Below are 26,414 nucleotides of genomic sequence, written 5' to 3' on the forward strand. Positions count from 1 at the left end.
CGTCGCCCGCCCCGGGCTGCACACCCGGCGCCGTGCGAAGATGGCGGTCATGCCGTTGTCGTCCGCCCGCTCCTCGCGGGTCCCCCTGCCCCGTGAGATCAAGGTCCTCGTCGCCGCCGCGTTCATCATCGCGATCGGCTTCGGGATCATCGCCCCGCTGCTGCCGCAGTACGCGAGCTCCTTCAACGCGTCCGCGACGGCCGTGGCCGCCGTCGTCTCCGCGTTCGGGCTGACGCGGCTCCTGTTCGCCCCGCTCTCCGGACGCCTGACGAACCGCCTCGGCGAGACGCCCGTGTACATGACCGGTGTGCTGATCGTGGCCGCGTCCATGTTCCTCATCGCCTTCGCGCAGACGTTCGAGCAGCTGCTGCTCTTCCGCGCCCTCGGCGGCGTCGGATCCACGCTGTTCACGGTGTCCGCCATGGCGTTCCTGGCGGCGAAGTCACCGCCGACGATGCGCGGACGCGTCTCCGGTGCGTACGCCTCCGCCTTCCTCATCGGCAACATCGTGGGGCCGATTGTGGGCTCCGCCCTGGCGGTCTTCGGCTTCCGTGCGCCGTTCCTGATCTACGGCACGTCGCTGGTGATCGCCGCGGGGATGGTGTTCGTCCTGCTGCGGGACACGCGGCGCGCGGACCGCGGCACCGGCGATCCCCGCCCGACGATGCCCCTGAAGGAGGCGTTCGGCCTGCCGTCCTACCGCGCGGCGCTCGCCTCGTTCTTCGCGAACGGCTGGGCGACGTTCGGTGTGCGCAACTCGGTGATGCCCCTGTTCGCGGCCACCGCCTTCGCCGGCACTGGGCTGCTGGGCTGGCAGGTGGACGGGGCCTTCATGGCCGGACTCGCCCTCTCCGTGTTCGCGCTGGGCAACGTGGTCGCCGTGACCTTCTCCTCGCGACTCTCCGACGTGCACGGCCGCAAGCCGCTGATCCTCACCGGCCTGCTCACCATGGCCGCCACCACCGGGGTGATCGGCTGGATGAGCTCGCCCGCGCTCTTCCTGCTCGCGTGCCTGCTGGCCGGCGCCGGCACGGGCACCCTCAACGCCCCGCAGCAGGCGGCCATCGCCGACGTCGTGGGCCAGGGACGGCGCTCCGGCGCTGTGATGTCCGCCGCCCAGATGTCCGCCGACCTGGGCGCCATCTCCGGCCCGCTGCTGGCCGGCCTCGTGGTGGACACCGCCGGCTACGGGTGGGCGTTCGTGCTCACCGGCGGCGTCATCCTGCTCGGCGCCCTCGCGTGGTGGCGTGCTCCGGAGACCAATCTGCCGATCGTGCCCGGCGGGCCCCGCACCGGGTCCCTGCCGCTGGTCCGCCCGGAGGACGCCCGGGTGACCCCGCGCGAGGACGGGTGAGGCCGGGGCACGCCACGAGGCCGCCGTCCCCGCGGGGACGGCGGCCTCGTGCGTGGACGGGGGTGTCCCCGTCCGGGAGTGCGATGCTGCTCAGGCGCCGTCGAAGGCCGGCAGCCGCTCGCCCACGCCGAGCAGCTCGGCGATCGCCGAGACCGTGCGCTCGGCCGCGCGGCCGTCGCCGTAGGGGTTCACCGCCTGGGACATCGCAGTGTACGCGGCCTCGTCCGTCACCAGGCGGGTGACCTCGGTGACCACGACCTCCTCGTCCGTGCCGATCAGGCGCACGGTGCCGGCGGTCACGGCCTCGGGACGCTCGGTGTTCTCGCGCATCACGAGGACGGGCTTGCCCAGCGACGGAGCCTCCTCCTGGACGCCACCGGAATCCGTCAGCACGACGGTGGCCACGGACAGCAGGTGGGTGAACTCGCCGTAGGCCAGGGGCTCGGTCACGAGCACGTTCTCGCGGCCCTCGATCTCGGGAAGGATCGCTTCGCGAACCACCGGGTTGCGATGCGCCGGCAGCACGAAGGTGACCTCCGGGTGGTCCGCGGCCAGGCGGGCCAGGGCGCGCCCGACGCCGCGCATCGCGTCGCCCTGGTTCTCGCGCCGGTGGGTCGTCACCAGGACGACGCGACGGCCGGACGCCTCCAGCTCGGCCAGACGCTCGTCCTCGAACGGCACCTGGTGGCTGACGGCCTCCAGCAGCGCGTCGATCACGGTGTTGCCCGTGACGTAGATATCCTCCGCGGCCACGGCCTCACGCAGCAGGTTGTCCCGGCTCACGGTGGTCGGGGGCAGGTGCAGCGCCGAGATCTGGCTGGTGATCTTGCGGTTGGCCTCCTCCGGGAACGGGGAGAGGATGTCGAAGCTGCGCAGGCCCGCCTCGGCGTGGACCACGGGGATGCCGCGGTTGAAGGCGGCGACGGCGCCCGCCGTCGAGGTCGTGGTGTCGCCCTGGACCACGACGGCGTCCGGCCGCTCCTGCTCCAGGACGGCGTCGAGCCCGTCCAGGGTGCGGGCAAACACGCCGTTGAGGGTCTGCCGGGGCTGGATGATGTTGAGGTCGTGGTCCGGGACGATGCCGAACAGCTCGTTGACCTGGTCCAGCATCTCGCGGTGTTGCCCCGTGACGGTCACCACGCACTCGAACCGCTCGTCGGCCTGCAGCGCCTTGACGATGGGGGCCACCTTGATCGCCTCCGGGCGGGTTCCGTAGATGGGCATGATTTTCTTCACGGTGTTCCTCGCTGCATCGACGACGGCTCAAAGGGGAGGAGATCAAGTCCAAGCGGCGGGACCTCCAGACGGCTTCACCATAGTCGAAGCCAACAATCCGACCCCCTCAGCAGCTGCGTTCCCGCGCCGCCGTCTCCTACACTAAGGAGGCGGTCGACGCGCCTCCCGCGCGCGGCATCGCCGTCGTGGGGCACCGTCAAGAGAAGTCCCGCATCGACGGCCGGTCCCCCACTCGGGTGGCCCACGCTCAGAAAGGCAGGCGCGAACCGATGACCACACGGCGACCAAGACGACCCTCCGAACCCGTCGCCAGCGCGTTCCGCGCCGCGGCCGTCCAGGCTTATGGTGACGCTTCGCACCTCTCACCTGTCACAGGTCGCCCTGCCCCTCGCCGCTATCTGGTGGAGCTCTGGCAACGCCGACACTTCATCTGGTGGCAGTCCCGAGGACGGCTCGTCACAGGAAACGACGACAGTCGTCTCGGGTCGGTATGGCTCATCCTTCGCCCAATGCTCGACGCGATCTTCTACTGGCTGATCTTCGGTTTGCTTTTGCGTTTCGACCACGGAATGGACAATTTCGTCGCCTTCGTCATCGTGGGTGTGTTCATGTTCCAGATGACCAGCGCCGCATTGACATCTGGCACGCGGACCATCGCGTCGAACCTGTCCTTGACCCGCGCCTTCCGGTTCCCACGCATGGCGCTGCCCTTGGCCGATCTCGTGTACGACGTGCTCCAGCGACTACCGGCGATCGCAGTGATGTTCATCCTCGTCATAGCGATCCCCCCGCATGAGACACCTGAGTGGTCCTGGCTGGTCTTCCCGGGTGTCCTGGGGCTGCACGTGATCCTAAACTTCGGCATCATGCTCCTGCTGGCGCGGCTCAGCACCCTCCTTCCGGATGTGAGCCGCATGGTGCCGTTCGTGTCCCGTCTCCTGATGTACGGCTCCGGAGTCATCTTCCCGATAACGCGTTTCACGGACAACCACCCCGCCCTCCATGCGATCATCCAACTCAACCCGTTGTATGTACTGATCACGATGTACCGTCAGGTCATCATCGAGGGGGTGACGCCGCCGGCGTCGAGCTGGGCGATGCTCGCCGCGTATGCAGTGTGCCTGACGATTGTCGGCGGCATTGTCTTCTGGCTCGGAGAGGAGTCGTACGGCCGTGACCAGTACCGCTAACCAGGACCATGCGCAGCCGCCGGAAGCGTTCGAGGGGGGGCACCTAGCTTCGACTGGCGGCCTCAACCTGCTCGCTACGGACATCATCCTCGATTACCCCGTGAGGATCGCTCGGGACGAGAAATCTCGCGGGCTCTTTTCTCGGGGCGGTGAACTGGACGTCGTCCATGCTGTGAGGGGGGTGTCCTTGGCCGCACGGAAGGGCGAATTCATCGGACTCGTCGGACGCAATGGGTCCGGCAAGAGTGCCCTGCTCCGCGTCCTGGCAGGCGTTGAGGCGCCAACATCTGGGGAGGTCTTTGCCGCTTCTGCGCCCCAATTGATGGGTGTGGGGGCAGCGCTCATGCCCAACCTCACCGGTCTAGACAACATTCGTATCGGTCTACTCGCGATGGGCTTGACCCCAGCCGAGGTCCACGACCGAATCCCACAAGTCGCTGAGTTGGCCGACATCGGAAAATCCATTCGCATGCCCATGCGTACATACTCCTCCGGCATGCGGGCCCGCCTGCGCTTCGCGATCTCAGTAGCGTCGCAACCCGACATCATCATGATTGACGAAGCACTTGCGACCGGCGACGACGCTTTCCGGGAGCGGTCCAATCAAGCAATGCGAGACCTGATCGCCCGGTCTGGCACAGGCTTCCTCGTCAACCATTCCGCCGGAGTGATCCGAGAGATGTGCACCCGCGTCGTCTGGATGGATGAGGGCGCAATCATCGAAGACGGAGACACCCTCGATGTCATGCAGCATTACAGCTATTTCATGAGCGCCCTACGCAAGCACGGGGAAGAGAAAGCGCTCGAAGCCCGGGCACGGTACGAGACGACCGAGGCAGAACGCATCGTTGCTCTCAAGGGCACCACGGGTCATTAAAAGAAGGGGACCGTCTCACACGAGAGACGGTCCCCTTCTTTCTCCGGCGCTACGTCACCGCCGACCCTCTACCACGGCCAGGATCTGGGCACCGATCTCCTCGGGCGAGAAACGCTCCCGCATGAATGCTTGGGCCCGCTCAGACTCCTCGAGGAAGAGGGCCGGGTCTGAAGAGTACCTGCGGATCCGGTCGGCCGCGTCGCGGACGCCCTCGACGACCCATCGATCGTCGTAAACGGCCTCAGCCCCCGCCCACGGAAAGATCACCGGCACACAGCCCGCTGCACCACCTTCCGCGATCGCCTGATGCGTTCCTTCGTGGTCGCTCGTGGACAAGATGATGCCTGGCTTGGCGCGGTACCACTCCGCGATGTCATAGGAGTGTCCGCCGAACCGGACGGCTTCGCGGAGCACCGCAGACGATTCAATCCGCAAATACTGCGCCTCAAAATAACTCCGCTCAGCAGTTCGCTTCATGAGCCACGCGTACTCGTGGTACTCCTTACCCATGACGTCGAGACGGTAAGTCGGGTCGTGCGACGCCAGCAGTTCGGTCACGTCGAGCGCGAGGTCCAGACGCTTCGAATGTGGCACGGAGCCAACAAGACCGAGGGCATGCGGATCCGGTGCGTTCCGAGGCGCCGCAAATCGCTCGAAGTCGAAGGTGTTGCCGATGACCACGGACCGATCCACCGGTACTCCGAAGAGCAACTGCGCCCGCCGCATGCCGACGGGTGACACGAACACGAAGGTGTCCACGGCGGACAGGTCGGCGTCCTTGAGGTAGCGAGTGCGAAGTTCCTGGGCGTGGAGGCGCACCACAAGCCGCTGGTCGTCCTGCTTGTGGTGGCTGTACCACTTCACGTTCCCGAGCGCCCACTCACAGAAGATGACATCCGCTTCGGCGAGGAGTCGGAGGCTGCGTTCCTCGTCGTGGATATCGTGCCCGTCCCACTGGTCGACGATGACACGGTGACCCGCGGCTTCGAGCTGCGCCATGATCTGCGGCAGGAACTTCAGGTCATGGCCAGCGACGAGGACGTTGAGAGGCACCGTCTGAGTCTCCCCTACGGGTGGCCCCGCCTCTCCAGACGCAACGGGCGGAAGGGGGTCTGCCTCCTCGTGGACGACCGCGGTGTCGATCGGGACAGCCGTCGAGTCCGTGTAGGTCACCTTGCCGACGTGTTCGACGACGTGCTGCCAGGCAAAGACCTCGTCATCGGCTAGGGCAGGTCGCTCCCCGAGAACAGAGCCGGCGTAGACGTCGGCGTCCACCAGTACAGTGCCCTCATCGATGTCCGCCGTCAGGGCAGCGATTCGCACGTGTGCGTCGCCCGGCGACCATTCGACGGTGCGAGTGCCCACGGCCTTCCAATGCCCGAAATGCAGAGCGAGCGAGAAGTCCTCCACGAGGTGCTCGTCCAGAGCAGGGGCGCCCTCACGGTGGATGACGACGTTCCGGATGCCGGCCTCTTGCAGCTTTGCCGCCCTCTCCGGAGGAGCGGCGAGGACGACGGGACTGGCGGCATCAACGCCCTCGGTTGTGTCGGTCACCAGGTACAAGGCAGGACGCATGGTCTGGGCCTCGAACAACGGTACGTCTGCGGCGGCGCACTCGACTGCGATCGGCGCGGCCTGCGGACTGCGGACTCGGAACCCAGCGACGCGCATCATGTACACCAAACGGTGAGCACACGTGTGCGTCTCGTAGACGTGGCGGAACGCCTCCCAAAGGCCGGCGTGCCGACGCTGCTCAGACGACTTCCAGCCCTCCAGATAGGCCGCAGCCTCATCGGGGGTGGTCACGGTCGGGACGGTGCCCGCCAACGTCTCGTCTACGCCACGGCCCGCAGAGCTGAGTACCGTCGACCCAGACGCGGTGATCTCCACGACCCGGCGAGAGAACATGCTCGGCGAGTCCACCACCGAATTGCCGTTCAGGTGGATCGGGTGGGCCTTATAGGCCTGGCACATCTCGGGATAGCTCAGGCTTCCTCGGGCGTACCGGCGGAAACGGTCCGGCAGGCGGTACGGCGAGTTGGGATCGTTGTGCACCCGCTCGTAGATCGCCAAGCCGTGTGGGGCAGACTCATAGAACAGGAAATCCAGCCCCTGTTTACGGGTCGCATACTTGTCCCCGTAGTAGGTCCCGCCATACGCGATAGCTTCGTCTTGTGCCCGGGTGCTGGGTAGCGGGTTGTGCAACAGAGGCTGCGCCGCGAACGGGGCCGAGGCGACGGTCGTGATCTGGTTGCCCGGAAGCGCGTTGTAATCAACAATGGTGCGCGCGTCCGTCGTGAACACGTAGTCGCACAGGGCTGCGGTGCGCTTGAACCGATTGAAATGGACCGGATCCTCCTTGTTCCAGAACATCACGGGGATTTCGTGAAGCCTGCAATGCGCGATCAGCTCGACCACCGGCGCGTGAGTCTCGTCATCGTAATACCCAATGATCCCGGTCCAGGCGCTGTCGTTGCCTCGCCAAGCGGACTCAATGAACAGCGCATCCACGCGGTGGTCTTCGAAGGTCTCGCGCCAGTCCTCAGGCCGCACACGCAAGGCGGTCAACTCGGGGACGAAGGTGTCCGTCGTGAATTCGTCGCCGATGAAGGCGACTGTGTAATCGGTGAGCGGGCGTTCTGCGTCGTCCAGTGAGGCCCGGAACTCCTCGGCCAAGGCCATTAGTGAAGCGGCGATGCGCTCGCCCGTGACTGGCCAGCGCCGATTCTCCTTGACCCAGCGTCGAGCACGAACCCCCATGGCGCGAGCAGCATCTGGGGCGGCGAGAGTTTCGCGCAGACGCTCGACGAGGCTCGCCAGGTCGTCCTTCTGGAAACTGACCGCAGTGTCTCCATCAGGCCCGCAGAACACCTTGTGCGGCGAGACATCGGAGAGGACCACCGCCCCGCCGACCGCCATCGCCTCCAGCGGCTTCAATGGCGAAACGAGCTCGGTCACCGGCAAGGACTTCCGGGCCAGGGGGAACACATCGATGCTCGAGAGGTACGCTGGCATGTCTGCGTTCGGAACGTTCATGACGAACCGCGTCTCAGGATCAAGACCGCGTGTGGCGATCCTCGCCTTCAACGTATCGAGATATGCGCCCCCGCCGATGATGAGGAAGTTGAACCGGACTCCCTCTGCCTTGAGTGTCGCGAGCGCGTCGGTGACGAGATCGAGGCCTTCGTAATCGGTGACGCTGCCCGCGAAACCCACGACTGGAGCCTCCGTATCGGTGAATCCCAGGCCGCGCAAGAGCGCGTGATCCTTGCCAAGAGGGGCGAACACCTCTGGGTCAACGCAGTTGGGCGCGACGGTGACCTTGTCCGCATCGATGCCGCGGGCAGCAAGGTCTTCACGCATCTCATCCGTGATGACGACCACTCGGTCGGCTTCGCGGGCGACGAGGTCTTCATAGCGGCGGTCAAGCCGATACTGGTCCGACTGCTCCCAGCCCGGCCGGACGGATGCCGCAGACACTTCCCAGAATCCGCGCATCTCATACACGAACGGCACCCCGAGCCGACGGGCTGCGATCAGGGCGGGCAGAGCGGACAGATAGTTCGAGGCGGCCAGGATGAACTCGGGCTTCTCGATCATGGCTTCGCGGACGTACGCATCGGCAGCCACCTGGAAGAAGACGTCGAGATCGCCCTCCCATGCAGGGAGACCAGGGTTGTGCACGTGGCGTACGCCGTCGATCTCCGACACATCACGACGCTGCTTGACAGGCACTCGCCGCCCGGGGACGACCGACTTCTTGTCCCAAGGCTTGCCTGGCAGGGGCGCTACGACCACGTCCAGCCCTTGGGCCACGAGCCCTGCGGCGACGCCCTTGGTCCGGGACGTGTAGCCATTGGTCACAGACACGGGTGACATGCCCACGGCGTAGAGCACCCGGCCTCGCACGGGGAGGTAATTGCAGGTGCGGTGACGTGCGGGAAGCGGGTAGTCCGCTTCAAGAAGGCGGTTGAGAGAGTCGACGCGACGAACGAAGTTCTCTTCAGAGTCGGTCAGGCCCGACTTTCCACGAAGCTGATCCAGCACCTCCCGCGCGCCACTGAGGTCCCCGCGTTCCTGGATGAGTTTGCGCGCCAGCGGCAGGCCCGCGGCGACGGTCCTCCGGCGGGCGAAAGCGGCCTGGAGCGAGTCGAGCGACTCTTGCGTCGATATTCGACGCCCCGTGGCGGGCCGCGTACCCCCGCGGCCCGCCACAGCGGAAGACCCCATGCGTGCAGCACGGGCGGTGCGGTTGATCTTTGCGTTGAGACGGCGGTGATACATGATCATTACGAACACCGCAGCGCACAACATCCAGAACAGCGCGACGATGAGGATCGCGTGGTCCACCAGGAAGGCGAGTACCGAACCCACGACAGCGAGCAGAATAAAAAGCCCCATGACGAGTTGCTGGCGTCGTGAGAAGCGAAGAAAGAGTTGGATCATGGGTGCGATTCCTCGGGTGCTGTAATCGGCGGGGCAGGTCTGGCGTCTCTGCGACGAGCAGTCAGGTGACGAGCCGGGGCGGGAAGTCGATGACGGACGTGACAATGTCATCGCGCGTATAACGTGCTACCCATCCGAGTTCCTTCTCAATGAGCGAGACGTTGGCTGTCAAGGCCCCCGGGTCACCCGGGCGGCGGGGCTGGATGTCGTAATCAAGATCCACGCCGGGGCGGCGGCGGAAGGCATCTACGACTTCGAGAACGCTGCTTCCGCTTCCGGTGCCCACGTTGTAGATCCGGGTCGCTGGGTCGGTGCTGCCCTGGACCGCCGGCAGGGCCGCCAGGTGCGCCTCGGCCAGGTCGACGACGTGGACGTAATCGCGTACACATGTGCCGTCGACGGTGGGGTAATCGTCGCCGAAGACCGAGAGACGCTGGCCGCGAGTGATGACATCACGGATCGCCGGCATGAGGTTCGTCGTCGTGGTATCGGCCAGAATGGCGTCTTCCGCGCCGGCGACATTGAAGTAGCGCAATGCCACCGCCCGGAGACCCCAGGCGCGGGAAGCGTTCGCGAGAGCTAGCTCACTCACGAGCTTGGACTGGCCGTACGGATTGATCGGCACCGTCGGGGTGTCCTCGAACACGATCGACGAGTCCGGCTCACCATAGACCGCTGCCGACGAGGAGAAGATCATCGACGCGGCTCCCGCAGCTCTCATGGCAGCCAGCACGTTTACAGTTGCACCGACGTTCGACCGAAAATAATCCTCCGGCTGCACGACGGAGTCCGCGACGACCTTCTTCGCGGCGAAGTGAACGACGACGTCAATCGACTCTTCTTTAAGGAGAGTGGTCAGCGCAGCTACGGCCGCGTCGCTCGCGAGGTCGATCGTGTACACGGGGACATCGGCCGGAACGCGCTGTCTGAGGCCTGTCGAGAAGTCGTCAACGACGACGATGTCGGCCCGGCCCTGTTGCCGTGCTACGGAGACGAAGTGAGACCCGATGTATCCGGCGCCGCCGGTCACGAGCAGGCGCATGTTGTCCTCCTTGGTCGTGGTACTGCCCGTCTGGGACATACGGGGCGGGGCAGCCGTCACCGACCGCCCCGCCACAGGTGCCGAGTTCGTGTCAGCGCCACTGGCCGCGCGTGTCGATGACCTTCTTGCCCTCGGTGGTGGCACCGAGGCTGGCGAACGCATCGTGGTCCACCAGTAGCAGGACGACGTCCGCCTCCCGAATGCCGTCCTCGGCCGGGACCAACTCCACGTTGTCACGGCCGGCCAGCGCAGCGGGCAGCTCCTCCACGTGCGGCTCCACGACGAGGATGCGCGAACCGGTGAACTGCTGCGCCACCTCGATCGCGATGTTCAGGGCAGGCGATTCACGCAGATCGTCGATGTTCGGCTTGAATGCCAGACCGAGGACGGCCACCACGGGGGCACGGCCGGTGGCCTGCTGCACGTCGAACGCGGCGGCCTTGGCCTGGTCCACGACCCACTTCGGCTTGCCGTCGTTGATCTCGCGGGCCGCACGGATGATGCGGGCCGTCTGCGGTGCGGCGTCGACGATGAACCACGGGTCCACAGCGATGCAGTGGCCGCCCACGCCGGGGCCCGGCTGGAGGATGTTGACACGGGGGTGGTGGTTGGCAAGCTCGATGAGCTCCCACACGTCGATCCCCAGGTCGGAGCAGATCAGGGACAGCTCGTTCGCGAAGGCGATGTTCACATCACGGAACGAATTCTCGACCAGCTTGGCCATCTCCGCGGTGACGCAGTCCGTCACGAGGATCTCCCCCTGACAGAACGCCTCATACAGCTGCTTGGCGCGCTGCGCGGCCTCCGGCGTGGACCCGCCCACGATGCGGTCGTTCGTGACGAGCTCGATCATGACCCGGCCGGGCAGCACCCGCTCCGGGCAGTGGGCGAAGTCCAGGGTGACGCCGTCCAGGTCCGGCCGTGCCTCGCGGATGACGGCGGCCATGTGCTCGGTGGCGCCGGGGGGCGAGGTGGACTCCAGGATCACGAGCTCGCCGCCGCGCAGCTGCGGGGCGAGACCGCGGGCCGCAGCCTCGATGTAGCCGAGGTCCGGCGAATGGCCGTCCTTGAAGGGCGTCGGGACCGCGACGATGTACGCGTCGGCCTGCGGCGTCTTCAGGGACGCGGACAGTCGACCGGCCTTGACGTTGCGCTCCACGAAGTCCGCCAGGTCCGGCTCCACGAAGGGCACGGTGCCTGCGTTGACCGCGTCCACGGTGCGCTGGCTGACGTCCACGCCGTGCACACGCACGCCGTTCTCGGCCAGGATGGCAGCTGTCGGCAGCCCGATGTAGCCCAGGCCGATCACGGCCACGTCCTTGATCTGCGTCGTCATCTAGAGGTCCTCGTTCGTCTAAGCGGTGGCAAGGGCAGAATCCGGCGCGGGCCGGACTCCCCGTGATGCTCTGTCGAGTATAAGGATTAGTTCAGGCAGACGGCGCCGTCACGCCCAGGCGCCGGTAGAGGGCGTCATAGCGCCGGGCGTTCGCCGCCCAGGTCCGATGCCCGAGCACCCACTCCCGCGCCCTGGCTCCGAGGCCGCGGGCCGCGGCGGGGTCGTCGAGTAGCGCCGCCAGGGCGGCGGCCCACGCCTCCGGTTCCTCGGCCGGCAGCACCCGTCCGGTCACGCCGTCCTCGACGATCTCGCTCAGCGCGGGCAGGTCCGAGACGAGGACGGGCCGGGACGTGGCCATGGCCTCCAGCGGCTTCATGGGCGTCACCGCCCGGGTCACGCCCGTGTCCTTGCGAGGCACGCAGAAGACGTCGAGGGCCTGGTGCCACACGGGAGCCAGGGAACGGTCCACCCGTCCCGGCGCGAGCAGCCGATCCTCGATCCCCAGGTCGGCCGCAAGCCGGCGCAGGGCCGGCAGGGCAACGCCGTCCCCCACCACGGCCAGCCGCAGGCGCGGCCTCTCGTCGACGAGCGCGGCGACGGCACGCACAAGGTCGTCGAGTCCCTCGTACGGCACCACGGAGGAGACGGTGCCGACGATCTCGTCGTCCATGGACAGCCCGAGACGGCGGCGAGCATCCTCGCGTGGGGCGGGCTCCTCCAGGAAGGCGCCCCCCACCCCGTTAGGGCTGAGCACGACGGCGTCCCGGTCCATGCCGGCCGCGGCGATGCGGCGGGCCATCTGCTCACCGAGCGTCACGACGCCGTCGGCAGAACGCACGGCGTCGTCCTCGCGGGCCGTGAACAGGGCGTAGCGGTCGGAGCGCAGCGCCTCGGGTCCGCGCGTCGAGGCCCAGGTGTCCGCCAGCTGCCCGCGCACCTCGTACACCCACGGGACGCCCACGGCCTCCGCGACCGCGCGGGTCACCACGGCGTTGACCCAGTGGGTGGTGGTGTGCAGGACCGCCGGGCGGCGCTCGAGGACCAGATCGAGGAGCATCCGCGCGTGCTGAGCCAGCCGTCCGTCGAATCCCCGGGCCAGGCTCGAGGGCAGGAGGCGGTGGTACACGATGCCGTCCACCATGTCGCGTCGGGCGGCGGTGAGCACGCCGGTCTGGACCGGCCAACCGAGCCGGGTGACGGCCTCTACGTGCCAGCCCTCGTCCCGCAGCGCGCACGCGAGGCTGTGGCTGCGTTGCGCGTATCCGGAACCGGTGTGGGGCAGGGAGTTGGTCAGGACGAACAGTGCCGAGCCCGGGCGGGGCCGATATCCAACGGCCCGGTCCCGGTCTGCCCGCGGCAACGGCAGGGCGCCCCCGCGCAGAGCACGCACCTCGGAGGCGAACCGGGCTCGCACGACACCGTCCCGGCCGGTGCCGCCGAGCAGGGAGATGGCCGCCTCGACGTCACCGCGGTGCCAGGCCACGCGGGCCCTTGCGGCGGCCAAGCCCGGCGTGTCGACGGGCACGGCGTCGAGGACGGCTTGGGCCCGGTCAGGCTCCTGCGCGGCCGTGAGCACGTCCGCCAGTCGCACCCGATCTGGCGCGCCGGCGGACGGCAGGACCGCCTCGACGTGCTCGAGGAGGTCCACGTGCCGGCCGGCGGCCGCGAGACCCATGGCGCCTAAGACCACGCCGGGGCGTGCGGGCAGGGACTCTGCCAGGCGCCCCAGGCCCACGCGTGCCGCGAGCGGCAGGCGACGGCTGATCTGCAGGCCCAGGACCGCCGGGTCGTCCCGCAGGTGGTCGACCACCGTCCGCAGGACGAGTGGCGCGTGGCCGAGTGCGCGGACGGAATCGAGGAGGATGGAGGTCATGCGTGTCTCCTGTAGTCGGGGACGAGCTGCCCCAGCAGCCGGACGTAACGCCGGGCGACGCTCGGCAGGTCCGCGTGCCGTCGGACCCACGGGCGGCCGCCCTCCCCCACATCAGTGCGAGCCGGATCGTCGGCGAGCGCGGTCAGATGCGCGACGAGGTCAGCTACCCGTGGGCCGATGACGTCGGCTCCCCCGGCGTCCTCGAGGGTGCGGGCCGCCTCGCCGGTGACCATCCCGGTGACGTGCCGGCCGACGGCGAGCACCTCGTAGGTCTTCGACGGCACCGTGTGGCGGAAGCTGGGCCAGTCAGGCCGCAGCGCCACGACGAGTGTGTCCGCCCAGGCGTACTGGGCCGCCGCATCCTCGCCGTAGCAGGCAGGAAGGATCTCGGCCGGGGAGCCGAGCTCCGCGTTACGCGCCTCGAGCTCGCCGCGCCGAGTGCCGGCGCCGACGAGCCGGACCCGCACCCCTGGCCGGCTCTGGCGGAGTTCGGCCGCCGCCTCCATGAGCCGTTCGAGCCCCTGGCTCTCACCCATGTTGCCGAGGTAGAGGACGTGCAGGTCCCCGGGCTCGCGCCTCCGAGCAGGTGCCCACGCCAGGCCTGCGAGTTCGACGCCGTTGCACAAGGTCTCGGCACGCTCGACCCCGCGCCCGCGCAGCGTCTCCGCGAAGCCGTCCGTGACGGTCACCACGAGTCGGGCCGCGCGCTGGCCGCCGGTCACGACGCGTTCCATTGCGGCGCCCAGCAGGCCCTGGTGGACCCCGGCCTCGTGGGCGAGATCCGGCCAGGCGTCGCGCATCTCCAGCACGAGGGGACGGCGCCAGAGACGGGAGAGCACGACGCCGGGCACCACCACGGGCAGGGCGGGCACGGTGGCCACCACCACGTCCGGGCGTCGGGTGGCCATCCCGCGCGGGATGGCGAGCAGCGCGTGCACCACCGCCTCGGCGAAACGACCGTTGCGGCCGGCCTCCCCCAGGGGCAGGCGAGGCGTGGGCAGGACACGTTCGCCGTCGGGCCCGGCGAAGGGGCGCACCCCCCCGGGCGCGACGACGTCGACGTCCCAGCCCGCCGACCGCAGCGCCGCCACGACCGCGCCCCAGCGACGCGCGGGCGGGGTGCGCTCGGGCCGGTAGGAGTGGGAGACCAGCAGGAGGCGGGGGCGGCGCGGCTCAGTCGTCACAGGGGTCCTCCCCGAGGGCGGGTGCGGGCGTGGTGCCGGTCAGCAGGGTCAGCACGGGGGCGGGACCGCCGGCGGCCTGGGCCTTCTTCTCCTTCGTGGGCTCGTGCTCGTCGACGTAGCGCTGGACGTCGTCGTCGGCGAGGGCGGAGCGCAGGTCCGCCAGCTTGTCCTCGTCGAGCTCGACGATGGCGTCGCCGTTCGGGCCCTCCGCGAAGCCCTTGCGCGGCACCGTGAACATCTCGACGTCCTCGCCGCGGACGTCGCGCAGCTGCCACGCGAGCGAGGCGATCACGCCGGACGTGAGCCCCTCGTCCACACCGAGGTGGTCGGAGAACGTGGCGACGACCTCGGTGGTGCGGGCGGGATTGCCCAGGATCTCCGGGCTGAGGAAGCGGTCCATCGCCCCGGCCAGGTAGCGCTGCTGGTTCTTCACGCGGGTGACGTCGCCGTCGTCGAAGGCGTGCCGTTCGCGCACGTAGCGCAGGGCGGCGGTGTCCTGCAGCAGGATGTGTCCGCGCGGGTAGTACGAGGGGTTGGCCTGACCGGAGGAGAAGGCCTGCGGGTTGCAGACCTCGACGCCGCCCAGCGCATTCGTCACGCCCCGGAAGCCCTGGAAGTCGACCTCGAGGACGTGGTGGATCGGCACTCCCAGCAGCAGCTCCACCGTGTCCACGGCGAGCGCGTAGCCGCCCGTGTCGAAGGCCGAGTTGATCTTCGCCTCACCGTGGCCGGGCACGGTGACCCACGAATCCCGCAGCACGGACATGACGTAGACCTGGCGTCGGTCCGCGGGGATGTGCACGAGCATCATGGTGTCCGAGCGCTGGCCCATGTCCTGCTCGCCCTCGCCCTCGCGGGAGTCGGAGCCCAGGACGAGCACGTTCAGCGGGCCGTTGCCGGCCGCCTGCTCGAGCGCCCCCACGTCCACCGTCTGCCGGTGGTCGTCGAAGGTGCGCCCGAGCGAGCCCGCGTACCAGGCGCCCAGACCGAGCAGCGCCGCGAGCAGGACGGCGAGCACGCCGACGACCCACGGCCAGCGCCGGCGGCGCCGCGCGACCGACGAGGCGTCGTCGCGCGGGGACTCGGGACGCGGCAGGGGCTCGGGCGTCCAGGACGCGGCCGGGGGATGGCTCACTCGTGTCTCCTGCTCGAGGTCGGGGGTCAGCCCAGTCTACGGACGCCCCGTCAGGCGTCGGCCACCGCGGCCCGGCGACGGCGCGGCCTGGGCTGGCAGCGCGGGCACAGGTGGCTCGCACGGTTCATGAACGGCTCGCGCACGATGCGGGAGTCGACCCCCTCGGCGGCGCAGCGGCGACACGGCTGCCCGGTGCGCCCGTAGGCCGCCAGGGAGCGGGCGAAGTAGCCCGATCGCCCGTCCACGTTGACGTAGAGCGCGTCGAAGCTCGTGCCCCCCACCTCCAGGGCCCGGCGCATCACGTCCTGGACGGCCGCCAGGAGGCGCAGCGTGTCAGCCCGGCGCATGCGCTCGGTCGGCCGCTCGGGGTGCAGGCGGGCGCCCCACAGGGCCTCGTCCGCGTAGATGTTGCCGATCCCGGAGACCAGCGACTGGTCCAGCAGCGCGCGCTTGAGGGTGGAGCGGCGCCGTGCCAGGCGCGCGTGCACGGCCACGGGGTCGAACAGCGGGTGCAGCGGGTCCAGGGCGATGTGGGCGGCCGTGGTGGGGATCCGCTCGCCGCCGGCGGCGTCGTCGGGCCGCAGCGCGTCGAGCCACCAGCCGCCGAAGATCCGCTGGTCCACGAACCGCAGCTCGCGGGCGGACCCGTCCGCGGCGGTGACGGGCAGGCGCAGGCGCAGGTGTCGCTGGTCGGCGGCCCCCGGTCCGTCCACGAGGATCTGCCCGCTCATCCCCAGGTGCACGACGACGGCGTCGTCGCCCTCGGCCAGGGGCAGCCAGAGGAACTTGCCGCGGCGAGCCGGCTCGGCCAGTCGGGCGCCTCGCAGCCGCTCCCGGAGGGCGTCCGCACCACCGGGGCTGCGACGCAGCGAGCGGGGGTCGAGGACCTCGAGCTCCGCGGCGACGGCGTCCGTGGCCCACCGGGCCAGGCCGCGCCGGACGACCTCGGCCTCGGGCAGCTCCGGCACGGGCTCAGCGCCCCGCGGCCGGCAGGCCCGCTTCGAGGGCGGGCCAGGAGGCGGCCGCGGCGTCCCGCTCGGCCTGCTTCTTGGAGCTGGCGACGGCGGAGCCGTACTCGCGCTCGCCGACGACGAGGGTGGCCCGGTAGCGGGGGTCGTGCGCGGGGCCCTGACCCTCGATCGCGTAGCGGACGGCGCCGAGACCGTGGCGGCTGGCGGCCTCGGCCACGACCGTCTTCCAGTCGGTGCTCTCGCGCAGCAGGTCCGGCTCGTCCAGCAGCGGCACCACGTGGCGGTGCACGAGGGCGGCCGCGGCCACGGCCCCGTGGTCCACGTAGACGGCGCCGATGAGCGCCTCGAGGGTGTCGGCGAGGATCGAGTCCTTGTCCGCCCCGCCGGTGCGGCGCTCCCCCGTGCCCAGGCGCACGAACGGGCCGATGCCGATCCGGCGCGCCACCTTCGCCAGGGCACGCGTGGACACGACGGCGGCCCGGCGGCGGGCGAGGTCGCCCTCGGCCAGGTCCGGGTACACCGTGAAGATGTGGTCGGTGACCACGTAGCCCAGCACCGAGTCCCCGAGGAACTCGAGGCGCTCGTTGGTGGGCAGCCCGCCCTGCTCGTAGGCGAACGAGCGGTGCGTCAGAGCGCGTTCGAGCGTCCCGGCGGTGATGTGCACGCCGAGACGCTCGAACAGCTCTTCTGGCTCGGGCGCGGGCTCAGGCCCGCGACGAGCCGACGGGGACGCCATCTCAGGCGTCGGCGACCTTGCGGCCCTTGTACTCGAAGAACAGGGGGGTGCCGGCGGCGTCGGTCTTCAGCTCGGCCTGGTGGGGCAGGCGGTAGGAGACGCGACCGTTCTCGACGGACTTCACCAGGGCGGGCGCGGTGGCCTTCCACTGCGACCGGCGGGCACGGGTGTTGGCACGGGACATCTTCCGCTTCGGGACTGCCACGACTATCTCTCTTCTGTCTCGGTGATGGAGGTCTCTGAGGTGCCCGCGAGGTGGGCCAGGGCGGCCCAGCGCGGGTCCACGCGCTCGTGGGCGTGCCCCTCGGGCGCGTCCTCGAGGCGGATGCCGCAGTCGGCGCACAGGCCCTCGCAGTCCGGCCGGCACAGCGGCTGGAACGGGAGGGCGATGACCACGGCGTCCCGGAACACGGGTTCCAGGTCCACGGTCTCGCGCACCACGAGCGGCTGCTCGCCGGCGTCGTCCTCGGACGTGCCGGTGAGGTACAGCTCCTGCAGGTCCACGGTGATCCCCTCGTGCAGCGGGCGCAGGCAACGGCCGCACTCGCCCTTCAGGGTCGCGTCCGCGGTGCCGGTGACGAGGACGCCCTCGTGCACCGACTCCAGACGCAGGTCCAGTTCGACGGGGTCCCCCTCGGGGATCCCCAACAGCGGCGTGGAGACGCCCGCAGGGGCGGGCCACTCGGCCGTCAGCTCGCGCTGGACTCCGGCCCCGCGCGTCAGATCGCGCACGGGGATCACCCACGGCGAGTCGGCGCCGTGGTGCTGGATGCTGTCCATGGTCGCTCCTCTCGGCGGGTGGGACGGCGGGGGTACACGGCCCGTCCGCACGCCCTCTGCGGGGGTGCGATGCGGCCTGGACACGGGTCCAGCCACGACGGACCGACAGCCCATCCTACCGGGTGGGTCCGCCTCGGCCAAAGCCGGCCGCGGCCCGCGCGTCGCCGGCCCGGCTCAGAGCCCGGCGGTGAACTCCCGGAGCCAGGCCCGCAGGTCGGCCCCGAGGTCCTCATGCCGCGTCCCGAACTCGATGACCGCCTGCAGGTAGCCGAGCTTGTCCCCCGTGTCGTAGCGGCGGCCGTCGAAGACGACGGCGTGCACGCCGCGGCCTTCGCCGTCCTCCGTGGCCAGCCTCTGCAGCGCGTCGGTGAGCTGGATCTCCCCGCCGCGGCCGGGCGGGGTCTCGTCCAGCACGTCGAACACCTGCGGGACCAGCACGTAGCGGCCGATGATCGCGAGGGTGGAGGGGGCGTCCTCGCGGGCCGGCTTCTCCACGAGGTCGGTGACGCGGACGACGTCGTCGCCCTCCCCCGGCACGGCCTCCACCGCGGCCACACCGTAGGCCGAGACGGCCTCCTCCGGGACCTCCATGAGGGCGATCACGGAGCCGCCGAGGCGCTGCTGCACGTCGATCATGCGCTCGAGCAGCGCCTCGCCGTCGCCGATGATGTCATCGCCCAGCAGGACCGCGAACGGCTCCTCGCCGACGTGGCGGCGTGCGCAGTTCACCGCGTGGCCGAGCCCGAGGGCCTCGCCCTGACGGACGTAGTGGATGTCCCCCACCAGGTCCGACTCGTGGATCTGCGCGAGCCGCGTGGTGTCGCCCTTGTGCTCCAACGCGGCCTCCAGCGCGGGATGGCGGTCGAAGTGGTCCTCGAGGGCCCGCTTGTTCCGGCCCGTGATCATCAGCACGTCGGCGAGGCCCGCACGCCGGGCCTCCGTCACCACATACTCGATGGCCGGCCGGTCCACCACCGGCAGCATCTCCTTCGGCATGGCCTTGGTGGCCGGCAGGAAGCGGGTGCCCAGGCCGGCGGCCGGGATGACGGCCTTGCGGGTGCGGGGGCGGGAGGGGGGCGGGACGGTCATCGGCGGTTCTCCTGCGGTGGATGCGGTGGGACGAGCGGAAGGGTGGCCCGCGGGTGGGCCGGGCGGGGTCAGGCCCCGCCGTCGAGGCCGCGCAGGACCGCGGCCGGGACGAACTCGGCGACGTCGCCGCCGAGTCCATGGACCTCCTTGATGAGCGAGGAGGACACGTGGGTGTACCGGGTGTCGGCCGGGAGGTAGACCGTCTCGACCCCGGTCAGGTGGCGGTTCATCGCGGCCATCGGTGCCTCGAACTCGAGGTCGGCGCCGCCGCGCAGCCCCTTGACGATCGCGTCCGCGCCGATCTGCCGGCAGAACTCGGCCAGCAGGCCCGGGCCCATGGGCCGGACCACGACACCGGCGAGGGAGGACACCGTCGCCTCGATCATGGCGATGCGCTCGTCCACGCTGAAGCGGTACGTCTTGGCCGGGTTGGCGGACACGGCGACCACCACCTCCTCGAAGAGGTTCGCGGCTCGCGCGATCACCTCGACGTGCCCCTTGTGGAGGGGATCGAACGAACCAGGGCAGACGGCACGACGCATGGGTGCCAGCCTAGCGGGGGCCGCGCCGAGCGGCGACGGACGCCCGTCCGGTCCGGCTCCGGCGCGTCGCGGTCGTGACGGACGCGGCATGCGCCGCCGTGTGCGGTCCGCGGCGATGGGTACAGTGCGGCCATGGACGGAACCCAGCCCACCCCCGGATCGGCACGGCACGACGTCGACGTGGACGCGCCGTGGCGTCGCACGGCGGCGGCCGCGGGCCTGCTCGGTGACGCCGGCCCCGTGCCCACCGTGTTCGAGACGATGACGGGCCTCGCCGTCGAGCACGGGGCCGTGAACCTCGGCCAGGGCTTCCCCGACGCCGACGGCCCCGACGCGCTGCTGCGGCTGGCGGCCGACGCCGTGCTGGCGGGTCCCAACCAGTACGCCCCCGGCACGGGCGACCCCGTGCTGCGGCAGGCCGTCGCAGAGCACCGCCGGCGCCACTGGGGCGTGACGGAGGACCCCGCCACGCAGGTCATGATCACCACGGGTGCCACCGAGGGCATCGCCGCGACGGTCCTGGCGTTCGTGCGCCCGGGCGACGAGGTCGTCACGGTCGAGCCGTTCTACGACTCGCACGCCGCCACGATCGCCCTGGCCGGCGGCCGGCACGTGAGCGTGCCGGTGGAGGCGCCGGACTTCCTGCCGGACCCGGCACGGGTGGCCGCGGCGATGACCGACCGCACGCGCCTGCTCATCGTGAACACGCCACACAACCCCACGGGCGCGGTCTATCCGCGGGAGCTGCTCGAGGAGCTCATGGCCCTGTGCCGGTCCCGGGGCGTGCTGATCCTCTCGGACGAGGTCTACGACCACCTCGTCTACGAGGGCGAGCACGTCAGCCTGCGCTCAGTCGCGGGCGCCGAGGACATCGCCCTGACGGTCTCCAGCGCGGGCAAGGCGTTCGCGGTCACCGGCTGGAAGGTCGGCTGGCTGACCGGCCCGGCCGAGCTCGTCGGGGCCGCGCGCTCCGTCAAGCAGTTCCTCACCTACTCCTCCGGCCCCGCCTTCCAGCGCGCGCTGGGCGCCTACCTGCCCACCGACGACGCCGAGCGGCACCTCGCCGGCCAGCGCGAGCGGTACCGCGACGCCCGGGATCGGCTCGTGGCGGGCCTGCGGGAGGCGGGCCTGGACCCGGTCGTCCCGGCGGCGGGCTACTTCGTCGTCGTGGACCTGGCCCCGTGGGGTGTGACGGACGCGGCCGAGGCCGCGGTGCGGTGGACGCGTGAGGCCGGCGTCACGGGCATCCCCGTGGGCGCGCTCTGCCGCCCGGACGGAGGCCACCTGCGGTCGTGGCTGCGGCTGGCGTTCTGCAAGTCTCCCGATGCGATCGACGAGGCGATGCGCCGCCTGGCCGAGGCGGCCCCGCGGCTGCGCACGGCCTGACCCCCGACGCTTTCGTTGACGAAACGGCGGCCCCCGGAGCATTTTCGTTCGGGAAACGGCGGTCTCCGGAGCATTTTCGTTCGGGAAACGGCGGCCGCCGTGCTCGCGGTTCCGTACTGAGCCCAGTCCGTTCCGCCCTCCCGTCTCCCCAGTGAAAACGGGACGAGACGCCGCCGTTTCCCGAACGAAAACGGGCCGAGACGCCGCCGTTTCCCGAACGAAAGCGGGTGGGCGGGGTCAGCGCTCGTCCTGCCAGAGGTACAGGGCGGTCTCGCCGTAGACGCGCACCTCGACCTCCTCGAGGCCGCGCGGCCGGCGCGGCGCCGCGTCCCGGGCCGCCCGCTCGAGCACGAGCAGCCCGCCCGGGGCGAGCCGCTCGGCCGCCGCCTCCACCACGGCCTCGAGCGGCGGGCCGGCCACCGGGTACGGCGGGTCGGCCAGGATCAGGTCCACGGGCGCGGCCTCCGCCGCGAGCGCCTGCTCCACGCTCCCGGCGCGCACGCGCACGACGTCGGCCCCGCGCGCCCGGTTGACCAGCGCGGCGTTCGCGCGGCACGCGGCCACGGCCCTCCGGTCCCGCTCGACCAGCAGCACCGATGCCGCTCCGCGGCTGGCGGCCTCGCACCCCAGGGCGCCGGAGCCGGCGTAGAGGTCGAGCACGGCCGTCCCGTCCAGCCAGTCGCGGGCCTCGAGCCAGGAGAACAGGGCCTCCTTGGTGCGGTCCGTGGTGGGGCGCGTGCCGGTGCCGGGGACGGCGGTCAGGGGCCGCCCGGCGGCCGCGCCGGCGATGATGCGGGACATGGCTCAGCCCTTCTCGAGGTAGTCGGCGGCGGTGAGGTGCTCGGCCTCCCAGCGGGCCACCTCGGCGGCGAGCGCCGGGTGGGCGGAGAGCCCCGGGCCGGCCACCATGACCTGCGCGACGGCGTCGGCGGCCACGGCGATCAGCGGGGCGTCGGCGATGACGTCCACGTGGTGCAGCCCCGAGGCCAGCCCGGACTGGGCGGCGCCGAGCACGTCGCCGACACCGCGCTGGGCGAGGTCCTCCTGCGCGATGCGCATGCCGTCCTGCTCCTGCGCCAGGACCTCGAGCCGGCGCAGCGACGGGTGCCCGTCCGGCAGGCGCGTGGCCAGCAGGCAGACCGCCGCCCCGGGCCCGCGGCCCACGCGGCCGCGCAGCTGGTGCAGGGTGGACAGGCCGAAGTCGTCGGCGTCGAGGATCGCCATGACCGTCGCGTTGGGCACGTCCACGCCCACCTCCACGACGGTGGTCGCCACGAGCACGTCCGTCTCCCCGCGCGCGAAGGCCTGCATCGCCGCGTCCTGCTCGGCCTGGTCCATGCGCCCGTGCACGGCGTCGATCCGCAGCCCCGCCAGCGCCGGGAGACCCCGCAGCCGGGGTGTCATCTCCTCCACGTTGGCGTGGCCCGGGTCGGCGTCGTCGGGGTCGATGCGCGGGCACACCACGAACGCCTGGTGGCCGGCCGCCACGTGCTCGGCGATCAGCTCCCACACCCGGCCGATCACGCGCGGACCGTGGGCCATCCGCGCCACGTGCGTGGTGACCGGCTGACGCCCGGACGGCAGCCCCTCGAGCACCGACAGGTCCAGGTCCCCGAACACCGTCATCGCCACGGAGCGCGGGATAGGCGTGGCGGACATGACGAGCAGGTGCGTGCCGGGATTGGCCCGCCGCAGGGCCTCGCGCTGGTCCACGCCGAAGCGGTGCTGCTCGTCGACGACGGCCAGGGCCAGCTCGGCGAAGCCCACCTTCTCGGAGAGCAGCGCGTGCGTCCCGACGGCGATCCCGGCCTCGCCGGAGGCCAGGGCCAGCAGCGCCTCGCGGCGCGCGGCGGTCTTGAGCGAGCCGGTGACCAGCGCGACCCTCGTGGCCGGGCCGTCGCCGGCCCCGAGGGTGCCGGCCTCGGCGAGCGGGCCCATCAGGCGCAGCAGGGCACGGTGGTGCTGCGCGGCGAGCACCTCGGTGGGCGCCACCAGGGCGGCCTGGCCGCCGGCGTCCACGACCTGCAGCATCGCCCGCAGGGCCACGAGCGTCTTGCCCGCGCCCACGTCCCCCTGCAGCAGCCGGCTCATCGGGGCGTCCCGGGCCAGCTCGGCGGACAGCTGCTCCCCCACCGCCACCTGGCCGGGCGTGAGCGCGAACGGCAGGCGGGCGTCGAGGGCCTCGAGCAGGCCCCCGGGCCGCGGCGGGCGGGGCACGGCGGGCACCGCCCGCTCCCGGTCCCGGCGCCAGGCGAGCGCGGCCTGGACGAGCAGCGCCTCACGCAGGGCCAGCGCGGTCCGCGCCGGGCCGGTGGCGGCGACGTCGTGAGGGGCGTGCAGGTCCCGGTACGCCTGGGCGGTGCCCGGCAGCGGCGCGTCCAGGTCGAGCGCCGCGGCGGCCTCCGCGCGGATCCGCTCGGTGAGCAGCTCGGGGATCCGTCCCAGGTCGACGGTCTCGAGCACCCGGGCGACGGCGGAGCGGACCGTCCACGACGGCAGCTTCCCCGTGGCCCGGTAGAGCGGGACCGGTCGCACGTCCACCTCCCCCGGGGCGACGTCGTCGTCCAGGAGCGCGAAGTCCGGGTTGTTCAGCGTGATCCGGCCGCGGTACTCGGTCGTGCGGCCCTGGAACATGGCGGTCATCCCGGGGGCGAGGCGGCGGCGGGCGTCGTGGCCGTTGAAGAAGGCCATGGACAGGCTCGCCCCCGGCACGCCGGCCACGGACGGGTCCGCGACGGTGACGTCCACGATGAACCCGGGCCGGCTGTGCATGCGCCGCGTGGTCACCGACTCCACGACGGCGACGACGGTCACCTCGGCGTCGTACGGCAGGGCGGCGATGGGGGTGAGCTCGCCGCGCTCGATCCAGCGGCGCGGCACGTGGTCCAGCAGGTCCCCGACCGTGGTCAGCCCGAGCTCCTTCTCGAGGCGGGCGGGCAGCTTCCCGCCCAGCACCTCGGACAGGGGCAGGTCGGTGACGGGGGCCTCAGCGGCCATGGCACCCATCCGGTGCGGCGTCGTCGCCGTGCGACGGCTCGGCCAGGTCGGTGACGGCCAGGCCCTCCACGTCGCCGGCGGCCCGCAGGGGGCCGATCGCGTCCTCGGCGCGGGGCACGTGCACGTGGACCCGCCACGGCACCCGGCCCTGCGCGTCACGGGCGGTCCCGACGGGGGCGAGGATCACGGCGTCCCCCACGTCGGTCAGCCGTCGGCGCAGCTCGGCCGCGGCGAGCGGGGTGAGGGCCAGGGTGCCCATCACCTCGACGGCCCCCTCGGTCGGCTCCTCCGCCGCGGCGGCGGGCTCGCCCTCCGCGGCATGGGCGCCCTCGACGTAGCCGTGGAGCGCGGTGGCCAGCTCCTCGTCCACGGGCGTGCCCGTGACGACGGCGCGCAGCGCCTCGAACACCCAGAGCAGCCCGACGGCGCCGGCGTCCACGACGTGCGCCCGGGTCAGCGGGGCGAGCAACGACTCGGTCTCCTCCACGGCCTGCACGCAGTCGGCCAGCATGACGGTCACGGCCGGGCCCAGCCGCACGGCCGGGTCCGCGTCCCCGGCCACCGCGGGCGTGTCGGGGGCCTGGGTGGACGAGCGCGCGAGGCTGCGGGCGGCCGCGGAGAGCACCGTGAGGATCGTCCCCTCGCGCGGATCCGACAGGGCCTGCCGGGCGGCCCGGTCGGCGGCTCCGAACGCCGCCGCCAGGGCGAACGCGTCGACGCGCTCCCGGCCGCGCAGGGGCTCGGCCATCCCCGCCAGGCTGACCGCCAGCAGCATGCCCGAGTTGCCCCGGGCCGAGTCCAGCGCGGCCGCGCCCGCGTGCGCGAGCACGGCGCCGGCGTCGTCCTGTGCGGGGCAGGCGTCGGCCGCGGTGCGGGCCGCCGTCAGCGTGGCCAGCATGTTCGTGCCCGTGTCCGCGTCCGGGACCGGGAAGAGGTTCAGGGCGTCGAGCCGCGGCGCGGCCCGGCCCACGAGCTCCTCCGCGAGCGCGAGCCAGTGCGGCACCAGCGACGGCCGGGTCGGCGTGCTCACGGCGCCACGGCCTCCCCCAGGGTGCCGGTGCGGATGCCCTCGCCCAGGCGGGCGATCGCCGCCCAGTCCGGCCACACGACGTCCTCGCCGGTGTCCGTGTAGCCCACGCCCACGGACGGCACCGTGCTGGTCACGATCGGGGCGTCGCGCGCGTCGCGCAGGGACCACGCCAGGTTCGCGAGGGTGCTGGAGTCGAGCTCGTCGTCGAGGGTCAGGAAAGGGGCGAACTCCTCGACGGCGGCCTGCACGCGGCTCGGGTCCGAGAGGGTGTCCCGGGAGAGGAACGCGGCCACGATGGCCTTGACCAGGCGCTGCTGGTTCTCCACGCGGTCGAAGTCGCTGCGCGGCAGGTTGTACCGCTCCCGCGCGTAGGCCAGGGCCTTGTCCCCGTCCATCTGCACGGTGCCCGCGGGGAAGTCGATGCCGCCGGTCGAGACGAAGGCGCTGGGGTTGTCCACGCTGACGCCGCCCAGGGCGTCCACCAGGCCCTTGAAGCCGGCGAGGTCCACGGCGACCACGTGGTCCACGCGCGCCTGGAACATGTTCTCCGCGGTGGCCACCGTCAGCGGGATGCCGCCGTACTGGTAGGCGGCGTTGACCTTGTGGTCCCCGTGTCCCGGGATCGGCACCCACATGTCGCGCATGATGGACATGACCTGGATCTCGCTGCGGTCCCCGGGCACGTGGACCCACATGAGGGTGTCCGACCGGCCGGCGGAGTCACGGCCCTCCGCGCCCGCGTCCTCGCCGACGAGCAGCACGTCGAGGGCCTGCTCGTCCGCCTTCTCGTCCGCGTCCGGGGCGACGGGGCCCTGGGCGCCTTCGGCGGCCTGGTCCGCGTCCATGCCGGGCGGCGGCGCGGTGGGCTGCTGGGCGGACGCCCCCGCGGCGCCCGGGCGGCCCGACTCGGCGGGGAACGCGCCGCCGTCGAAGCGCTGGGTGTCCTGGTCGATGATCCGGGCGATCCCGCCGACGTACACCGCCGCCGCGATGCCCACGGCCAGCAGCGCCACGAGCACCACCGCCAGGGCGATCAGCCACGGGCGGCGACGACGACGGCGCCGCCCGACGGCGACGTCCTCCTGCGGGGGGCGGGGGCGGGGGTCCGCGGTGCTGCTCACGTGGGCTCCTGAGGCGGGGACGGGAACGGTCCCGCCCATGCTAGGGCACGGGCCCCCGCGGGTCCCGGCGCCGCACGTATCCTGGGCGG

Annotated in this window: 21 protein-coding genes; 4 read left to right on the forward strand and 17 right to left on the reverse strand. The window is 71.3% G+C overall.

The window, feature by feature from the left end; translation table 11 throughout:
• Positions 1-49 precede the first annotated feature (49 nt).
• Positions 50-1,354 (forward strand): MFS transporter, encoded by a 1,305-nt coding sequence (locus tag ACZ1IK_RS03885; protein ID WP_240335696.1) that lies wholly within the window; start codon positions 50-52, stop codon positions 1,352-1,354.
• 90 nt (positions 1,355-1,444) lie between these two features.
• Here ACZ1IK_RS03885 and wecB read toward each other — a convergent pair whose 3' ends face one another.
• Positions 1,445-2,590 carry a non-hydrolyzing UDP-N-acetylglucosamine 2-epimerase gene (wecB, locus tag ACZ1IK_RS03890; protein ID WP_163720871.1) on the reverse strand — a complete coding sequence of 382 codons (1,146 nt, stop codon included), beginning with the start codon at positions 2,588-2,590 and terminating at the stop codon, positions 1,445-1,447.
• Between the two features lie 269 nt (positions 2,591-2,859).
• On the opposite strand from wecB, the gene ACZ1IK_RS03895 reads away from it, so the two are divergent.
• Complete coding sequence (locus ACZ1IK_RS03895; protein WP_044659147.1) at positions 2,860-3,780, forward strand: ABC transporter permease; 921 nt, start codon at positions 2,860-2,862, stop codon at positions 3,778-3,780.
• Positions 3,764-4,657: an ABC transporter ATP-binding protein gene (locus ACZ1IK_RS03900; RefSeq protein WP_061867850.1), complete on the forward strand. Its 894-nt coding sequence runs from the start codon at positions 3,764-3,766 to the stop codon at positions 4,655-4,657. The genes ACZ1IK_RS03895 and ACZ1IK_RS03900 overlap by 17 nt, the downstream gene beginning before the upstream one ends.
• A gap of 54 nt (positions 4,658-4,711) precedes the next feature.
• Here ACZ1IK_RS03900 and ACZ1IK_RS03905 read toward each other — a convergent pair whose 3' ends face one another.
• From ACZ1IK_RS03905 to coaD, 12 genes are all read right to left on the reverse strand, one after another.
• Positions 4,712-9,103: a glycosyltransferase gene (locus ACZ1IK_RS03905; protein ID WP_465098341.1), complete on the reverse strand. Its 4,392-nt coding sequence runs from the start codon at positions 9,101-9,103 to the stop codon at positions 4,712-4,714.
• Positions 9,104-9,164: 61 nt separating this feature from the next.
• On the reverse strand, positions 9,165-10,145 hold the full coding sequence (gene galE, locus ACZ1IK_RS03910) for a UDP-glucose 4-epimerase GalE (RefSeq protein ID WP_041103153.1): 981 nt from the start codon (positions 10,143-10,145) through the stop codon (positions 9,165-9,167).
• Between the two features lie 91 nt (positions 10,146-10,236).
• Positions 10,237-11,481, reverse strand: coding sequence for a UDP-N-acetyl-D-mannosamine dehydrogenase (gene wecC, locus ACZ1IK_RS03915; protein WP_061867852.1), 1,245 nt, complete (start codon positions 11,479-11,481; stop codon positions 10,237-10,239).
• Between the two features lie 91 nt (positions 11,482-11,572).
• Positions 11,573-13,354, reverse strand: a complete 1,782-nt coding sequence (locus ACZ1IK_RS03920) for a glycosyltransferase (RefSeq protein ID WP_084776597.1) — start codon at positions 13,352-13,354, stop codon at positions 11,573-11,575.
• Positions 13,351-14,538 (reverse strand): glycosyltransferase family 4 protein, encoded by a 1,188-nt coding sequence (locus tag ACZ1IK_RS03925; RefSeq protein ID WP_061867853.1) that lies wholly within the window; start codon positions 14,536-14,538, stop codon positions 13,351-13,353. Before ACZ1IK_RS03925 ends, ACZ1IK_RS03920 begins: the two co-directional genes overlap by 4 nt.
• A complete protein-coding gene (locus ACZ1IK_RS03930; protein ID WP_061867854.1) occupies positions 14,528-15,673 on the reverse strand; it encodes an LCP family protein in 1,146 nt (381 codons plus the stop codon). The genes ACZ1IK_RS03925 and ACZ1IK_RS03930 overlap by 11 nt, the downstream gene beginning before the upstream one ends.
• Before the next feature lie 50 nt (positions 15,674-15,723).
• Positions 15,724-16,641 (reverse strand): bifunctional DNA-formamidopyrimidine glycosylase/DNA-(apurinic or apyrimidinic site) lyase, encoded by a 918-nt coding sequence (gene mutM, locus ACZ1IK_RS03935; protein WP_044659151.1) that lies wholly within the window; start codon positions 16,639-16,641, stop codon positions 15,724-15,726.
• Between the two features lie 4 nt (positions 16,642-16,645).
• On the reverse strand, positions 16,646-17,308 hold the full coding sequence (gene rnc, locus ACZ1IK_RS03940; protein WP_020621711.1) for a ribonuclease III: 663 nt from the start codon (positions 17,306-17,308) through the stop codon (positions 16,646-16,648).
• 73 nt (positions 17,309-17,381) lie between these two features.
• The gene (gene rpmF / locus ACZ1IK_RS03945) at positions 17,382-17,585 is read right to left on the reverse strand and encodes a 50S ribosomal protein L32 (RefSeq protein ID WP_002856390.1); all 204 of its coding nucleotides are present in this window, start codon (positions 17,583-17,585) and stop codon (positions 17,382-17,384) included.
• A 2-nt stretch (positions 17,586-17,587) separates the two neighbouring features.
• A complete protein-coding gene (locus ACZ1IK_RS03950) occupies positions 17,588-18,160 on the reverse strand; it encodes a YceD family protein (RefSeq protein WP_002856392.1) in 573 nt (190 codons plus the stop codon).
• A 174-nt stretch (positions 18,161-18,334) separates the two neighbouring features.
• Positions 18,335-19,249, reverse strand: coding sequence for a UTP--glucose-1-phosphate uridylyltransferase GalU (gene galU, locus ACZ1IK_RS03955; RefSeq protein ID WP_044659153.1), 915 nt, complete (start codon positions 19,247-19,249; stop codon positions 18,335-18,337).
• A gap of 68 nt (positions 19,250-19,317) precedes the next feature.
• On the reverse strand, positions 19,318-19,791 hold the full coding sequence (gene coaD / locus ACZ1IK_RS03960; RefSeq protein WP_465098342.1) for a pantetheine-phosphate adenylyltransferase: 474 nt from the start codon (positions 19,789-19,791) through the stop codon (positions 19,318-19,320).
• A gap of 132 nt (positions 19,792-19,923) precedes the next feature.
• Between coaD and ACZ1IK_RS03965 the strand changes: the two genes are divergently transcribed.
• Positions 19,924-21,177, forward strand: coding sequence for an aminotransferase class I/II-fold pyridoxal phosphate-dependent enzyme (locus ACZ1IK_RS03965; RefSeq protein WP_465098343.1), 1,254 nt, complete (start codon positions 19,924-19,926; stop codon positions 21,175-21,177).
• Between the two features lie 237 nt (positions 21,178-21,414).
• On the opposite strand, the gene rsmD is transcribed toward ACZ1IK_RS03965, so the two are convergent.
• From rsmD to ACZ1IK_RS03985, 4 genes are read right to left on the reverse strand one after another with little or no spacing between them, the layout of a single operon-like run.
• Complete coding sequence (gene rsmD / locus ACZ1IK_RS03970) at positions 21,415-21,978, reverse strand: 16S rRNA (guanine(966)-N(2))-methyltransferase RsmD (protein WP_041103170.1); 564 nt, start codon at positions 21,976-21,978, stop codon at positions 21,415-21,417.
• Between the two features lie 3 nt (positions 21,979-21,981).
• Entirely contained in the window at positions 21,982-24,174 is a 2,193-nt protein-coding gene (locus tag ACZ1IK_RS03975; RefSeq protein WP_041103172.1) for an ATP-dependent DNA helicase RecG, read from the reverse strand.
• A complete protein-coding gene (locus tag ACZ1IK_RS03980) occupies positions 24,164-25,204 on the reverse strand; it encodes a DAK2 domain-containing protein (RefSeq protein ID WP_051995172.1) in 1,041 nt (346 codons plus the stop codon). Before ACZ1IK_RS03980 ends, ACZ1IK_RS03975 begins: the two co-directional genes overlap by 11 nt.
• Positions 25,201-26,325, reverse strand: a complete 1,125-nt coding sequence (locus ACZ1IK_RS03985; protein WP_036312907.1) for an LCP family protein — start codon at positions 26,323-26,325, stop codon at positions 25,201-25,203. The genes ACZ1IK_RS03980 and ACZ1IK_RS03985 overlap by 4 nt, the downstream gene beginning before the upstream one ends.
• Positions 26,326-26,414 lie beyond the last annotated feature (89 nt).

The organism is Micrococcus sp. CS26 (assembly GCF_055522295.1).